The following is a 14,218-nucleotide window of genomic DNA, read 5'->3' as shown; positions in this document are numbered from 1 at the left end:
ATTATTAAAATGTGCTATTCCAAGAGCATTTCTAAAATTGATATTAGATACGCTTGCCAGTGCGATATTGGTAATTTTTGTATTTGTATTTCCGTTAACATAGGCAAAATCCCATTGACTCGCAATCATATAATCGGTATTAGCTTCTGCGGAAAGCGGTTGTACTTCGGCAACATATCCGATATGCGTACCCGATAAACCATTCATAAATATAATCTCCGGATTAGTACTTTGTAGTGTACCGTTTACTATAACCCATTTGTAAAAAGCAAGCGTTTGTCCTATTGGAACGAATATTACTGCGCTATTATCCACGTCTCCATAAACATTTATTCTTCTTCCTACGCCCCTATCTACAGTAGTCATAGATGCCAATGCGGGGTTGGTATTTGTTATATTCACCAGTAATTGCGGGTTCGTATCGAAAGGGCCACTGTATTTATAGATCCTAAAATTTTGCCCGTAAGCTGCTCTGTTAATAGCTAGCAGATTGCCTTCATTATCTGAAATAAGCTGATTAGTTAAACTTAACGCCCCTGAAGTTGCTGTAAAAGGCATATACATATCCTGTATATATTCGCCGGTAAATCTATTATAAACTCTGTACTTAGAAGTCCCAGCGGTACCGGAAGTTGTTAGAATTAAATAATCTCCGCTAACTGCCAGACAGTTTTCATTTGTTCCGGTAAAACCTCCAAAATCTGCTCCAGGTTTAGTCCATAAACGCCTGTTTATTCCAAATCCATAGTCTAATTTTACAGGTTCTGTTACTACAAGTTTATATGTTTTTGAAATATTCCCCTGTGCACTTACAACCAAAGGAACGGGATTCGATAAATCTATAACCGCTCCATTTTGTATAGACGCAGAAGAATGTCGGTTAATGGTATATTGAATTTTAGATTGCGAAACATCTGTACCAGGTAGTATAAAAAACCTGAATTCGTCTTCGATTTCTATTCCTTCGATTTCTTGCGTATTCCCGTCTGCATCTTCATACGACATGTTAACATTTGATATGGAAACATCCCCTACACGCCTGGCAACCACAACATAAGTGTTCTGCTTGCCCGAACCCGAAGTTACTGTAATATGTACAGGATTTGTTAGATCCATAGGCTTGCCTAAAACAGGGCTTACAATTGCATCCGCAGATAAAGTAGCTCTTAAAATAATCTTTCTTAGATCAGTCTCATAATCTGTCTCTATCGGATAATAATAAGGAATATCAAAATATATCGTGTCATTACTAAATCTCGGTTCAAACAACCTCTTTGGCCCTGCTGCCTCGGTATTTGCAAAAATATCGGTAATATCTCCGGTTGCATTTCTTTCGATAGTATCTGCTTTCTTACAGGCACCTACAGATAAAATGATAGCTATAAGTGTCGTTATATAAATATACTTTTTCATCATTCAGAATAATTAAATTACCAGCCGTGTATTTGATCCAATAAATTATTGCGCTGTACTTCTGTGTCAAGTATTGGCAAATAATACAATGAAGTATAAAACTCTCTGTCCTTGTTATCGACACTTACAGTCTCATAAACCAAGCCTGCGCCCATCGAGCTGATTTTATGTCCCGTAAATCTTGTATTGTTTAATACAATGTGTGCTTTTCGCCACCTTCTTAAATCCCAATACCGGTGCCCTTCAAAAGCAAGTTCAACAATGCGTTCATGTTCTATAGCTTCCAACAAATCTGCTTTATTATTTGCGGGAGTATTAGGCAATCCTCTAAATGTTCGTAATTGGTTCAAAGCCAATCTCGCACCTATAACATCATTTAACATAGTTTTGGCTTCTGCCAATATTAAAACCACTTCGGCATATCTTATCTCATTCCAGCTTTGTGTACTCCTGTTAACTAAAAATGTTGTATTATTAGGATCGAGCATTTTCTTTGCATAATAACCAGTCACTGTTTTCCGCGGGTCTGCAATACTGGCATAACTTACAAATCCGTCCGTAGTACCTGTTACAGTAGTATTAAGTACCCTACCTTTCCAGGTTGCTCCGTTATACAAAATGCTTGCATAAAACCTTTGTTCTCTGTTTGCATAAGGGTTATTTGCCATAGAAGAGTTTGCCCAACTAAACTTATTACCATCTGCCATTTCAAATTCATCTACCAATTCTGCAGTAGGTACCCCATAAACTAGTGTTTGCCCTGGTTCGTCTCCGGGAGGTACAAAGCCCAAATCATATTGGTGTGTAAATAGCTGTGGAACAAAATCTAACCTAAAAATAGATTCCTTCGAATTTTTGCTTTGGAAGATATTGGCAAAATTTGTTTCTAAAGCATAATATCCCTCATCTGCCAGGTCCACTACAGCTTGTGCGGCGTTTTTGGAATTGGTATAATAATCTTGTGCTTTTCCTGCAGGAATTCCAGTAAGAAGATCATGGTTAAATTGCTTTTTATCAAATTCTGCAATAGATGCTGCATATAACCACACTCTCGCCAATAAACTTAGAGCTGCTCCTTTGGTTGCCTTACCGTCATACTTTCCCCCTTCAATTGTTTTCCATGTTTTTGGAAGATGTTCTACTGCAAACTGCAAATCACTGGCAATGAAATTGTAACAATCATCTTCTGAAGAACGGGGAATATCCTTTTTTGTATGGTCATTCAACTCTTTCATCAAAATTACACTACCATGTAATCTTACCAACCAGAAATAAACATAAGCTCTTATAAATTTAGCCTCAGCTTCGTAAACCAGTTTTTTATCATCCGCAATTTTTGAGTAATGCTGTAATCCATAAAGAAACTCGTTCAGCCTTCTAATTCTGGTATATCCTGTTGACCAATAGCTTAAACCCGGACTTGCCGAATTAAATCTTGATGCCTCAGTCGCCAGAATATTTACAGTTCCGTTACCTGAAGACGTTGAGGTATACTTCATTATATCTGTTAATCCGTCAGTTGCATTGTCTGTACCAACAGGGAAAGTACCAAATTGGAAACGTCTGAATTCCTGATACATACTATTAATGTACAACTCTATACTTCCAGGTTCATTCCATACTGTTTCTTCTGTATATCTGTCTGTCGGAACTTCGTCAATCTTACATGAACCTAAAAACGAAGAGCAGACAGCCAGTACTATAATTCTTTTTATATATTTATGTAATATGTTCATAATCTGATTTTTTTAATTGAAGATTACATTAAGCCCAAATGAGAATATTCATTGTTGCGGATAAAACCCGTTATTAACATTCGGCATTTCTGGGTCGAAATATTTCAGATGAACCCACGTTAATCTTCTGTATTTTTGCATGATTTAAAATCCGTTTTGGCAAAGAGTAACCTATCTGCATGGTTTTTAATCGTAAATAGGCTCCGTTTCGTAAAAAACCCGAGCTGGCATGGGCATTATGTGCTCCTAAAGTAGCTTTACCCGCCGTAAGTCGTGGGAATGCTGCATTTGGGTTAGTAGGACTCCATGAATCTTCCACTAAAAAATAAGGCGCATTACCATTCTGATAAAATGATCTTGACATTACAGTAAAAGCTTCTGTCCCGGCACTTGAACCTGTGCCAACGCCCGAGGAACCTTCATATAAACCGGAAAGTGCTACATCTGATAAAGCCGCTCCCTGAAAAAATGCAGAAAAATCAAATCCTTTATATTGTAAATCCAGATTTAAACCGTACATGATTTCCGGAATATTACTTCTACCTATAAAGGTTCTGTCATCAGACCTGGTAATTCGTCCGTCATTATTTAAATCTTTGTATTTAAAGAAACCAGGTGCAACAATGCCTCCTGATGGAGAAACCGCATCTGCTGTTTCTTCCCAGGATTGGTACATACCTTCCACAACAAAACCTATTTTTTCTCCGTAAGAACGGCCTACCGTTCTTTGCCAATATGGAAGATTAGGATCTTCATCTCTCCTAATAATTTTGTTTCTTGCCCAGTTAAAATTACCTGTTACACCATAATATAATTCTCCAACTTTGTTCTTATGCCTTATTTGCAAGTCTATTCCCTTGTTTTCCATAATCCCATAGTTAACAATGGAGGGATAAAATCCTCCCGTTGAAGCAGGATATAGCCCAGATACGGGAGCAAGTATATCTTCCGTAACCCTATAAAACCACTCTGCATCAAAACCTAATTTTCCATTAAACCATTCAGATTCAAACCCTGCATTCAATGTAGTTGATGTTTCCCAGCGGATATCCAGGTTTGGTGGAGCATTCGTTGATAATCCCTGAACGGGTACACCTCCTAAAACAATTACAGGGCCATCTGACAGTTGGTAGCTTTGCAGGTATGCAAAACTGTTTGGTATTTTATCATTACCAGATTTCCCAACAGATGTCTTTAATTTTAAATGAGTTAACTTATTAAGATGGTCTTTCATAAAAGACTCCTTACTGATTATCCAACCCAAAGCCGCCGCCGGAAACAACTCCCATCTGTTAGATTTTGGAAAATTCATGGAGGCATCATACCTTGTAGCCAACTCTATCAAATATTTATCCCTAAAACTATAATTAATCCTACCTACATAACCCGCTCTTGCATTTACGCTGCTGGAACCTCCAGGCAATACAAAATCTTCTGGACTCACGCTTCCATAGTCCAGCTCATGCAAGCCTGTTAAAGGGAAACTTCTTGCTCCTGCAGATAAAGTGCTGCTCTGGTATCTCGACCATTCATATAGTGCCAAAATATTAAAGGAATGTTCTCCCAGCTTTTTAGTATAATTTATACTTGGCTGAAACGTTCTCCTGTTGTTTTGTACAAAGGACTGAGTAAGTGAAGTTCTTGTAATACCCGGAACCGTACTTAATTCAGTAAAAGATCCCGTATTTTGTTCTCTGTCTCTTCCCATTAGAGGGTAGGGCTGTAACCATGTTTTATTTTCATTGCCTGTTTTATCATATGCTGTGAGTAACTGCATTCTTAAACCGGAAACCCATGGTACATTCAGTTTAAATGTGATATCTCCCTGAAATATGTTGGATTGCCTTTTTTGGTAACCAGAATTTTCCACAGTAGCCAATGGGTTAATCCAGCCTGGAGAACTTCTGTAAGCGGTATATACTCCGTTTGGAGCATACATAGGTAAATTGGGCAACATCATTGCTGCCTGATAAAATGGATTGAGGTAAGAAGAATTATCAGGAGAGATGCCCGGTGTATTTGTATTTTGTTGCCTAACCATTAGGTTGAGGTCTACCGATAGTATTTTATTCAAATTCGCACTAACATTGCTACGTACATTGTATCTCTTAAAATCAGTATTTTCTATCACCCCACCCTGATCTAAATGCGCAATAGAGGTAAAGTATTTTATATTTTCATTTCCTCCATTTACCGTAACCGAATGATGCTGTGAATTACTGGTATTTTTTAACAGCTCACCAAGCCAGTCTGTACTACCGAAAAGTATATTTTGATTGGTGCCATTTCTTATAGATCTTATTAAACTTTCGCCATATACATAAGGTACAGGATTTCCACCCGTATGCATCAGGTATTCGTTATCTACGTCTGTTGCTTTATTATACCATTCCATATAATCAACAGCATTCAGGAATTCTGGAAACCGGGTATTTTGTCCTATCATATAGGAACCGTCATAAGATATAGATGCCTTTTGTTCTTTACCTCTTTTAGTCGTAATTAATATAACTCCATTCGTTGCCTGCAAACCATAAACAGCTGTAGACACGGCATCTTTTAAGAGGGTTATACTTTCTATTTCTGAAGCATCCAGATGTGCGAAAGATTCACGCTGAACACCATCTATCATAATCAAAGGTGACTGGTTTGCTCCATAGGTGCTTATTCCCCTAATGCGGAGTGTGGCATCATCTGCTCCCGGGCGTCCAGATTGTTGCAGAGAAGTTAAGCCGGGCAACCTTCCTGCCAGAACGTTTGTAACGTTCATTGCTGGCGCTTTTTGTAGCTCATCCCCTTTTATTTGTGCAACAGAGCCTATAACGTCTGCTCTTTTTTGAGTACCATATCCTACAACTATTACTTCATTCAGCTGCGAATTAGATTCTTCAAGAATAATATCAAGTTTTTCTAAAGAAGCACTTACTTCTTTAGTTATAAAACCTAAAAATGAAAAGACTAATACGGTTTGCTTTGAATCAACCAGTATAGTAAACTCGCCATCAGCATTGGTTACTGTACCTCTATCAGTCCCTTTAATCTTTATTACCACACCGGGCAAGGGAATAGATTTTTCATCAGTTACTTTACCGGTAACTCTTTTTTGTTGCCATATATTAGTTCCTAAATCTGCCTCTTTGGGTTTATTGTCTTCCTTTCTACGAATCGCTATGGTTTTATCCTTAATAAAATAAGTTAGTGATTGTGGTGCCAATAGGACATCAAGTAGATCTTCCAGGGATTTGTTATCAGCATCAACAGTAACAAGTGTACCAGGATTTACATATCTGTCATTATATATGATCAGATATCCTGTTTGTTTTTCTATAGATTCTAATACTCTGCTTAATGACTGGTTCTTTACTTTTAGTGTAACTGTTTGCGATAGGGACGTAGCACTTAAATGTAAACATATACACAATAACAACAGCGAAGTTAGCTTCATAATTCGCAATAACTGGTTAAACTCTCTGAGCTTTTTTTCATATCTCAGTGAGCAAATGACATAATTTATCATTACGTTTGTACGTTTGGATAGTTTAAAAATCAACGGTAACTCTTGGTTTATACTGGTTCTGTCCGAACTACAGGGGGAAGTGTTAGCAGCGCTCCCCTTTTCTGTATCAGTATTTTTGTTCTAATATTTCTTTATTACATCTTTCATACATTAGAAATGGTTATTAAAACAATTAATTAACTCTCTTCATTTAATTCACAATTAGCTTCTTGCCTTCTATATGAACACGAACGTTGGATACATTCAACAATTCAAGTACAGATGATAAAGACAAACTTCGGTTCATTTTACCCGTAAAAGTTTCTTTTGGTATTCCTTTTTTATAAATCACTTCTACATTATACCAACGGGCAATCTGCTTCATTATCTCCTCAAACGGTGTATTTTTAAAATAGAATAAACCATCTTTCCATGCGATAAAAGGAGTAACATCTACCTGTTTTACAAGGATATCATTAGCAAGATTATTTATACTTTGCTGTCCGGGTTTAAGTATTGTCTCTTTACGAGTTCCTCCTTTAACAGCCGATTTGCCAACTGCAACTTTTCCTTCAACTAAAGTGGTTAGGGTTTCAGCATCTTCTTCATAGGCAGATATATTGAACTGAGTACCAATAACCCTTACATTTTGTCCATTGGTTTTTACAATGAAAGGAACTTTACTTTTTGTTCTTTTATTCGTTTTTGAGGTTACATCAAAATATGCTTCTCCCTGCAGTTCTACTATACGCTCGGCATCACCAAACTTAACGGGGTAATACAGGGTACTTCCCGCATTAAGCCAAACCTGCGTCCCGTCTGCAAGCGTAACCCGATAGCTTACTCCGTTTGGTGTCGCCAGTTTAAGCTGATAATTTTTTAAATCACTTCTGTCCTTTATAGATTCAGTTTCGTTACCCAGTACTGCAGAACTGTCTCCATAGAGAATATCATCACTGATAATGATTCCTTCCTGGGTTGTACTCAGGTTAATTTCACGTCCATCAGACAATGTCAATACAGCACTATTTCCTTCCGGCTTTGCATCTTTTGTTTTCGCAGTTATGGCATGTTCGCCCTTCATTAAGTTTCTCTGGTTTAAGATCCAAATTCCGGTACATATAGCAATACCTGCAATAATAGCGGCATAGGACATCCATTTCCTCCAGAGATTCCTCGTGGGGGTAGAAATCTGAGACAACACCGCTTGTTCCATTTTTTTATAACGATTTGCACCAATAGAATCTCGCCACAAATCGTCAAACGATTTCACATCAGTTATCAGCTGTTCTTCTTTAAGAATATGGTCTAACAACATACGGTTTTCGGGAGCACTGTTTGCCCATTGCTCTAATACAGTCAATTCTGTAGGAGTAATAGTTTCTTGCAGCTTTTTAAAAATTAATACCGAAATATCCGTCTGTTTGCTCTCCATTCTATATTTTTTATCCTTCTTTACATAGAAACAGGGAAAACAGAAAAACCTGTCTGAAAATTTTATTTTTTTCACAAATTATTCACACTTACTTAATATGAGATTTATAGCGACTAAAAATTCAGAACCGACCTATCGAACACCAAACCAAAATAACAATCTGATTCACAATAACTTTAGCTAAAATTATGATCATTTATCCAAGCAAAAATCCAAAGTTACGAATGAACTAATTCACTTAACAGGAGTAGAAAGGATATATAAAAACACCATATAATACAGTAAATTCTTATCCTTAAAAATTTTTTGCAATGCTTGTGTTGCTCTGGAGCGGGCAAGAAATACCGCATTTGGAGAGATCCCCAATTCCCGACAGATTTCTTCGGTAGAGCAACCGTCAAAATAGGATAACCGGAATACTTTAGCCTGCTGTGCAGGCAAATGGTCTAGTTCCTGATAAACCAGCGCTATGGTTTCTGCATGAATCATCCCCGTAAGCACATCATTTCCCGGTTGTAAAATTTCTTCTGATAGTTCATCAAAACTAGTACGCCTGCGTGTGCCTGCAAGCTCCAGATGATTAAAACAGGCATTTCGGGTTGAGATATATAAAAATGCCTTAATATTTTCCGGTGATTTAAAACTGCTTCTGGCCTCCCACACCTTTACAAAACTGTCTTGCACAATCTCTTCTGCAACCTCTCCTCTTTGTACAATACGCTGTGCAAAAAACGTCAGTTCACGCAAATGTTTTTGCATAAAGTACAAAAGTCCCTGCTGTTGCCCTTCCTGTAATAAGTGTAAATGAGAGTCTATAGTTGTCATTGCTAATGCAATTAATACAAAAACAAAATAAAAGTAAAATATATTTAGAAAATAATCATATCCAATTGTTGCTCCAGGCTCAAGTCGGCAGGTATTTTAAGCCCATAATCCGGTAATTCCAATGTTTTTAATTGCGATTCCAGTAAAAGTGGATTAAAAAAATGATTTTCTCTTCCGTGCAAACGTTGTTTTAGTAATAAGTTATCTGCTACTATAAAAATCCATTTTATCTCGACTTCATTATTTCCGCTTAAAATGCTACGATACTTCTCTTTTAATGCCGAACAAGCTAAAATAGCCCCGCTCTGTTTATTCCATTCAACTAAATTATCATGCAAAGTTAGCAGCCACGGAAACCGATCCTCATCAGTTAAAGCTTGCCCCCTTTTCATCTTTTCTATATTTGACTGCGGGTGAAAATCATCTGCATCATAAAAAGGCAAATTCAAATGTTTGGCTAATAACTTACCTAGGGTGGTTTTTCCAGATCCCGATACACCGGCTATGATATAGAGCATTTTATTATCCTTTATTTTTTGATAAAGCAAGATACTTGATTACATCATTTTATGATACATTTTTTTAAATACCTTATTGGATTATTAAAATATTATATTTTACTTTGTAATTCAAAGTTCTTTTCAAATGCAAGAAAAAGATATTTATTCAGAGCTTAGTTCTATCAGGAACTTAATGGAGCGTTCCTCCAAATTCATTTCATTAAGTGGGTTATCTGGTATAATGGCTGGTGTTTATGCCTTAATTGGTGCTTTCCTCGGATATAAAATTGTTTATGTCCCGCATTCAGCTCTGGAATACAGAAATCATTACGTCAACGATCCTAAAGTATTAGGTCAACTATTTTTAGTTGCCTTTGCAGTCCTTATACTTTCGTTGGCTACCGGCATTTGGCTCACTATCAGACAGGCTCGAAAAAAAGGTGAAAATTTCTGGAATCCCGTAAGCAAACGCCTATTAACAAGTCTGGCCATTCCCCTATTTACAGGCGGACTGTTTATTTTAATATTAATTTATCGTGGGGACTATAGTATAATAGCTTCCGCTTGCCTTTTATTTTATGGACTGGCTTTAATATCAGGAAGCAATTATACTTTCTCTGATGTGAAATGGTTAGGGTTCTGTGAAATTGCACTGGGTTTACTTTCGGCTTTATTTCCCGGTTACGGTATCATTTTTTGGACAATAGGTTTTGGCATCCTGCATATTATATATGGTTCTATGATGCATTTTAAATACAACAAGTGAAGATTTCGTTAGAACAATTTGATAAAGCTTTTGAAAACCGTTTGAGGTTACAGGTTATGAGCGTTCTGGTTGCCAACGAGTATTATGATTTCAATGCTCTGAAAGAACTGCTAAACGCTACAGACGGTAATCTTGCATCCCATCTTAAAGCACTGGAAAAGGAAGAATATATTATCGTTACCAAAAGTTTTATAGGCCGCAAGCCTAACACCCAATATGCGGCATCTGCTAAAGGCAGGGAGGCATTTAAAAAACATCTGGAAGCTTTGGAAAATTTAATTAAACAACAAAAAAACAATATTTAACCAACTAAATTTTTTTAACCATTTACTTTGAAAAACAAAGTACTTTTAAAAACTAAAACATGCTAACAGAAAACAATTATTCAAAAACAGCGCATTGGTTCAGAGAATCAATGCTGGTTAAGCTTTGCTTTATCGGATTCCTTACGCTCCTTCTGCTGATTCCTTCCACCTGGGTGCAAAGTCTTATCAGTGAAAGACAGCTTAGACAAAATGAAGTAGTTGATGAAATATCAGACAAATGGTCGGGTAAACAATTAGTAGAAGGTCCGGTATTAATCTTACCATATTTAAATACAATTGCAGAAAAAAATGATAAAGGCATAATAACGTACAAAGAAGAGTTACAGAATATATACATTCTGCCAGAAGAACTTAACATAAATAGCAATGTAGACCCAGAAACCCTATATCGGGGAATTTTTGAGGCCGTAGTATATAACTCGAAAATAAATGTGAATGGGAGATTTAGTCCATTAGAATTAAAAAAATCTGGCATAAAGCCCGAACTCATTTTATGGGACAAGGTAAAAGTAGCTATTGGACTAACTGATTTAAAAGGTTTAAAAAATAATCCGAGTATAAATCTAGCAGGAAAAAGCTACGAAGTTGAACCTGACCTCACCGATGTGAAATTATTTCGTAATAATTTAATCGCTCTTTTAGATTTAAGTGCTGATAAGAACACAGCTATTCCGTTTAACTTCAACCTGGACATTCGGGGCAGCAGTGAGCTGAATTTTCTTCATGTCGGGAAAACCACAATAGTTAAAATGAATGGGACCTGGGGAAATCCCAGCTTTACGGGACGTTACTTACCGGAAGAAAGAAACATTACAGAATCTGACTTTAAAGCTGTCTGGAAAATACCTTACTTCAATCGTTCTTATCCGCAGCAATGGGTAGAAAAAGATGCATCACTGGTAACAAAACCCAACCAGACATATAACGAAACCGATAATAACGACACTACTTTCGGAGTGAAATTTATTGTGCCGGTAGATCAATATCAGAAAACGATGAGATCGGCCAAGTACGCTATGCTCATCATTCTGCTCACTTTTATATCTCTGTTTTTCACTGAATTGTTAAACAAAAGAAAAATTCATTTATTACAATATGCTTTAATAGGGGCAGCTATGATCATTTATTATACGTTGCTGTTATCCTTTAGTGAGCAAATAGGTTTTAATATTGCTTACCTGATTGCTTCTTTAGCCACTATTATTCTGATTGTACTTTTCCTCGTGGGCTTGTTAAAAAGCAAAAAGCCAGCTCTGGTGTTCGGAGCTATATTGTCTATATTCTACAGTTTCATTTTTGTGATTATTCAACTACAGGATTTTTCGCTAATCTTCGGAAGTGTGGGTTTGTTTATCATCATTGCAACCATGATGTACCTTTCTACAAAACTGAATTGGGAAACTAAATCAGCATCGGAACTTCCTCAATCGTAAATTATAAATTATGCTCAAGTTCAGTAAAACAAACCTTGCAATAACCATTTTGTTATTTTTAGTCGAAGTATTTATTGCCCTTTTTATAAATGACAATATTATCAGACCCTACATTGGAGATGTATTGGTAGTCATTTTACTCTATTATCTGGTAAAAAGCTTTTTCGATTTGGCTCATGTAAAAACGGCTATTGCTGTACTTCTATTTGCTTACTGCATAGAAACACTCCAATATTTCAATATAGTTGGATTATTGGGATTGTCTCATTCCAAAATTGCCAATATTATTATCGGCACCCATTTTTCATGGATAGACATATTAGCTTATACATTAGGAATAATAATCATTCTGGTTGTCGAAAACTTTAAACGAACCAAAAACACTCGGATGATTATGAGCTGAATTTAAAACAATAGACATGTTCTTATTACTTATAAACAAACAGTCTTTATAACACGATTTTATAGAGATCTAATCCGGATATTACAGGGAATATTATTTAGAGTGAACCTTTATAATACCCTGTAATATCTTTATAATTCATACTATATAAAAGTCACCCTGGAATTTTATCATCATTCATTATCTCCGCTAATCAGAGTACATTATTGATTATTCGGGATTATTTTTGGCATAAAACCCGTAATAATTGCATAAAGTCAGGTATTTAAACGGTCTGGAATGGCATATTCTATGAAAGTTTATTCTTAGAAGTGTGTATAAATATAATCCTTTAAGACGATGAGAAAGTGGGTAACACAGTTTCAGGTAACGGAATATACAACCGGCGAAACTAAAACATATATGGGTGAATATATAGAAGCTCCCAGCTTTAATCTTGCCCAGCAGTATTGCAATAAACATAAACCGTATTTAAAAGTAATAGGCGAACTTGTTGCAGAGATAGACTTAGAAACTGGGAATAGAACAGATTATGACAAAGCTAATTTAAATTAGGTTGAAGAACAGAAATTCACTGCTACACGATCCAGAAAAGAATAAGAATTTATTTACTTAGCACAGAGCCAGTAAACAACAGAAATTCGATAAATGATTATTTGCTCATATTATAAGTTTGTAGAACAGATTATCCCCGAAGAAATTCTTTTAGAGAAATATATTGAAAAATATAAGAGGTTCTTTATTTTGTCAGATTATCCTCTCCCCATTTGTCCATCAGGTACAGTATCTCTTTGAGTGATAAGCCAAGTTCCGTCAGTTCATATTCGACCTTTGGAGGTACTTGCTGATGAACTATTCTATTTACAAGCCCATCATTTTCCAATTCTTTTAGTTTTGAAATCAGCATTCTTTCAGAAATCCCAATCAACCTTTTTCTCAACTCACTATACCTAAGTTTCTGCTCGCTCAACAGGTAAGAAAGAATATTGATTTTCCACCGCCCCCCAATTATAGACAAGGTTAAAGCAATACCGCAATGGTCTTTCCAGTATATTTCATTAATGCTGTTGGTGGAGTTTTCTTTTCTCTTGTTCATACTTACTTTTTTATCAGTATCATACAATTTTGTATGTTCTATTACATACGTAAGTTAACAAATATATTTGTTCCATAATAAAAAGTATAAAAATGGAAAAAGTCACAACAATCGCTCATTGGTTAAGCTACACTTACTATTTATATGTATTTGGTTATGCTTCATTGTTTAAAGTATTTCAAAAAGAATCGATGATGCAGAGTATGCAGTCTCTGGGTTTTAATAAGACCTGGACTATTCTTATCGGAATTGGTGAATTAATCGGTGTAATTCTGCTCCTAATCGGACTGTTGAAACCGCAATATAAAAACCTTGCAATTTTATTACTTTTTCCTTTTGCAGTTGGGGCATTTACGGCACATATGTCTCACCAGGAATATCATCATTTCTATGATGCGTTGGTGATGTGCATACTTACTGTCATTTTACTGGCTACCGATAAGAGCTTTAAAATATTGATTTAATCAAAACAATGATGGTATTAAATCCATGTGTTTTTGGTGGAATACAGCATTATAGCAAACGCCGTGTTCAATATATGGCTGGATGGCGCAAACCAACAATCTATTCATCACTTTTTTATCAGCACTTTAATTGATTCTCTATAAATCCAATTATTTTCCATAATTAGTCCAATATGAGTCCATGTTTTTATGAGAAAATATGGACTTTTTATGGTTTTGATTAAAGTAAATTATTAAAAAAGTGAGAAGAAACTCAGGCGAACTGTCAGGTAAATTGCATATATTGGTTTTTCTTAACCAATTGATATAGACTATGGCAGTAATA

General features: G+C 36.0%; 13 protein-coding genes. 6 read left to right on the top strand and 7 right to left on the bottom strand.

The window, feature by feature from the left end:
- The 6 genes from ABWO41_RS08090 to ABWO41_RS08065 all read right to left on the bottom strand — a co-directional run.
- A partial coding sequence (locus tag ABWO41_RS08090; RefSeq protein WP_353136175.1) for a DUF5018 domain-containing protein occupies nt 1-1,416 on the bottom strand: 1,416 nt, incomplete at its 3' end.
- A gap of 14 nt (nt 1,417-1,430) precedes the next feature.
- The gene (locus tag ABWO41_RS08085) at nt 1,431-3,149 is read right to left on the bottom strand and encodes a RagB/SusD family nutrient uptake outer membrane protein (protein WP_353136172.1); all 1,719 of its coding nucleotides are present in this window, start codon (nt 3,147-3,149) and stop codon (nt 1,431-1,433) included.
- A gap of 73 nt (nt 3,150-3,222) precedes the next feature.
- Entirely contained in the window at nt 3,223-6,594 is a 3,372-nt protein-coding gene (locus ABWO41_RS08080) for a TonB-dependent receptor (protein ID WP_353136169.1), read from the bottom strand.
- Between the two features lie 262 nt (nt 6,595-6,856).
- Nucleotides 6,857-8,080 (bottom strand): FecR family protein, encoded by a 1,224-nt coding sequence (locus ABWO41_RS08075; protein WP_353136166.1) that lies wholly within the window; start codon nt 8,078-8,080, stop codon nt 6,857-6,859.
- Nucleotides 8,081-8,314: 234 nt separating this feature from the next.
- Nucleotides 8,315-8,905, bottom strand: a complete 591-nt coding sequence (locus ABWO41_RS08070) for an RNA polymerase sigma factor (protein ID WP_353136163.1) — start codon at nt 8,903-8,905, stop codon at nt 8,315-8,317.
- A gap of 44 nt (nt 8,906-8,949) precedes the next feature.
- Complete coding sequence (locus ABWO41_RS08065) at nt 8,950-9,423, bottom strand: gluconokinase (RefSeq protein ID WP_353136160.1); 474 nt, start codon at nt 9,421-9,423, stop codon at nt 8,950-8,952.
- Between the two features lie 127 nt (nt 9,424-9,550).
- Between ABWO41_RS08065 and ABWO41_RS08060 the strand changes: the two genes are divergently transcribed.
- From ABWO41_RS08060 to ABWO41_RS08040, 5 genes are all read left to right on the top strand, one after another.
- The gene (locus ABWO41_RS08060) at nt 9,551-10,171 is read left to right on the top strand and encodes a hypothetical protein (RefSeq protein WP_353136157.1); all 621 of its coding nucleotides are present in this window, start codon (nt 9,551-9,553) and stop codon (nt 10,169-10,171) included.
- Nucleotides 10,168-10,476, top strand: a complete 309-nt coding sequence (locus ABWO41_RS08055) for a winged helix-turn-helix domain-containing protein (RefSeq protein WP_013631483.1) — start codon at nt 10,168-10,170, stop codon at nt 10,474-10,476. Before ABWO41_RS08060 ends, ABWO41_RS08055 begins: the two co-directional genes overlap by 4 nt.
- A gap of 59 nt (nt 10,477-10,535) precedes the next feature.
- Complete coding sequence (gene creD, locus ABWO41_RS08050) at nt 10,536-11,930, top strand: cell envelope integrity protein CreD (RefSeq protein WP_353136153.1); 1,395 nt, start codon at nt 10,536-10,538, stop codon at nt 11,928-11,930.
- A 10-nt stretch (nt 11,931-11,940) separates the two neighbouring features.
- Nucleotides 11,941-12,333 (top strand): ribosomal maturation YjgA family protein, encoded by a 393-nt coding sequence (locus ABWO41_RS08045; RefSeq protein ID WP_353136150.1) that lies wholly within the window; start codon nt 11,941-11,943, stop codon nt 12,331-12,333.
- 339 nt (nt 12,334-12,672) lie between these two features.
- Nucleotides 12,673-12,888, top strand: a complete 216-nt coding sequence (locus ABWO41_RS08040) for a hypothetical protein (protein ID WP_353136147.1) — start codon at nt 12,673-12,675, stop codon at nt 12,886-12,888.
- Between the two features lie 184 nt (nt 12,889-13,072).
- Here ABWO41_RS08040 and ABWO41_RS08035 read toward each other — a convergent pair whose 3' ends face one another.
- Nucleotides 13,073-13,429, bottom strand: a complete 357-nt coding sequence (locus tag ABWO41_RS08035) for a winged helix-turn-helix transcriptional regulator (RefSeq protein ID WP_353136144.1) — start codon at nt 13,427-13,429, stop codon at nt 13,073-13,075.
- 92 nt (nt 13,430-13,521) lie between these two features.
- Here ABWO41_RS08035 and ABWO41_RS08030 point away from each other — a divergent pair, with 92 nt between their 5' ends.
- The gene (locus ABWO41_RS08030) at nt 13,522-13,893 is read left to right on the top strand and encodes a DoxX family protein (RefSeq protein ID WP_353136141.1); all 372 of its coding nucleotides are present in this window, start codon (nt 13,522-13,524) and stop codon (nt 13,891-13,893) included.
- Nucleotides 13,894-14,218: the final 325 nt, after the last annotated feature.

The sequence above is a fragment of the Pseudopedobacter sp. genome (assembly GCF_040392825.1).
Lineage (GTDB): Bacteria > Bacteroidota > Bacteroidia > Sphingobacteriales > Sphingobacteriaceae > Pseudopedobacter.
Note: the sequence above shows the minus strand (reverse complement) of the source record. Positions and strands in the feature narration are given on the sequence as shown.

What these genes read in the sequence shown, in the direction of transcription:
- ABWO41_RS08040 (WP_353136147.1), top strand. Translation starts at nt 12,673, where the DNA reads ATGAGAAAGTGGGTAACACAGTTTCAGGTAACGGAATATACAACCGGC.
- ABWO41_RS08035 (WP_353136144.1), bottom strand. Translation starts at nt 13,429, where the DNA reads ATGAACAAGAGAAAAGAAAACTCCACCAACAGCATTAATGAAATATAC.
- ABWO41_RS08080 (WP_353136169.1), bottom strand. Translation starts at nt 6,594, where the DNA reads ATGAAGCTAACTTCGCTGTTGTTATTGTGTATATGTTTACATTTAAGT.
- ABWO41_RS08075 (WP_353136166.1), bottom strand. Translation starts at nt 8,080, where the DNA reads ATGGAGAGCAAACAGACGGATATTTCGGTATTAATTTTTAAAAAGCTG.
- ABWO41_RS08085 (WP_353136172.1), bottom strand. Translation starts at nt 3,149, where the DNA reads ATGAACATATTACATAAATATATAAAAAGAATTATAGTACTGGCTGTC.
- ABWO41_RS08060 (WP_353136157.1), top strand. Translation starts at nt 9,551, where the DNA reads ATGCAAGAAAAAGATATTTATTCAGAGCTTAGTTCTATCAGGAACTTA.
- ABWO41_RS08030 (WP_353136141.1), top strand. Translation starts at nt 13,522, where the DNA reads ATGGAAAAAGTCACAACAATCGCTCATTGGTTAAGCTACACTTACTAT.
- ABWO41_RS08070 (WP_353136163.1), bottom strand. Translation starts at nt 8,905, where the DNA reads ATGACAACTATAGACTCTCATTTACACTTATTACAGGAAGGGCAACAG.
- ABWO41_RS08045 (WP_353136150.1), top strand. Translation starts at nt 11,941, where the DNA reads ATGCTCAAGTTCAGTAAAACAAACCTTGCAATAACCATTTTGTTATTT.
- ABWO41_RS08065 (WP_353136160.1), bottom strand. Translation starts at nt 9,423, where the DNA reads ATGCTCTATATCATAGCCGGTGTATCGGGATCTGGAAAAACCACCCTA.
- creD (WP_353136153.1), top strand. Translation starts at nt 10,536, where the DNA reads ATGCTAACAGAAAACAATTATTCAAAAACAGCGCATTGGTTCAGAGAA.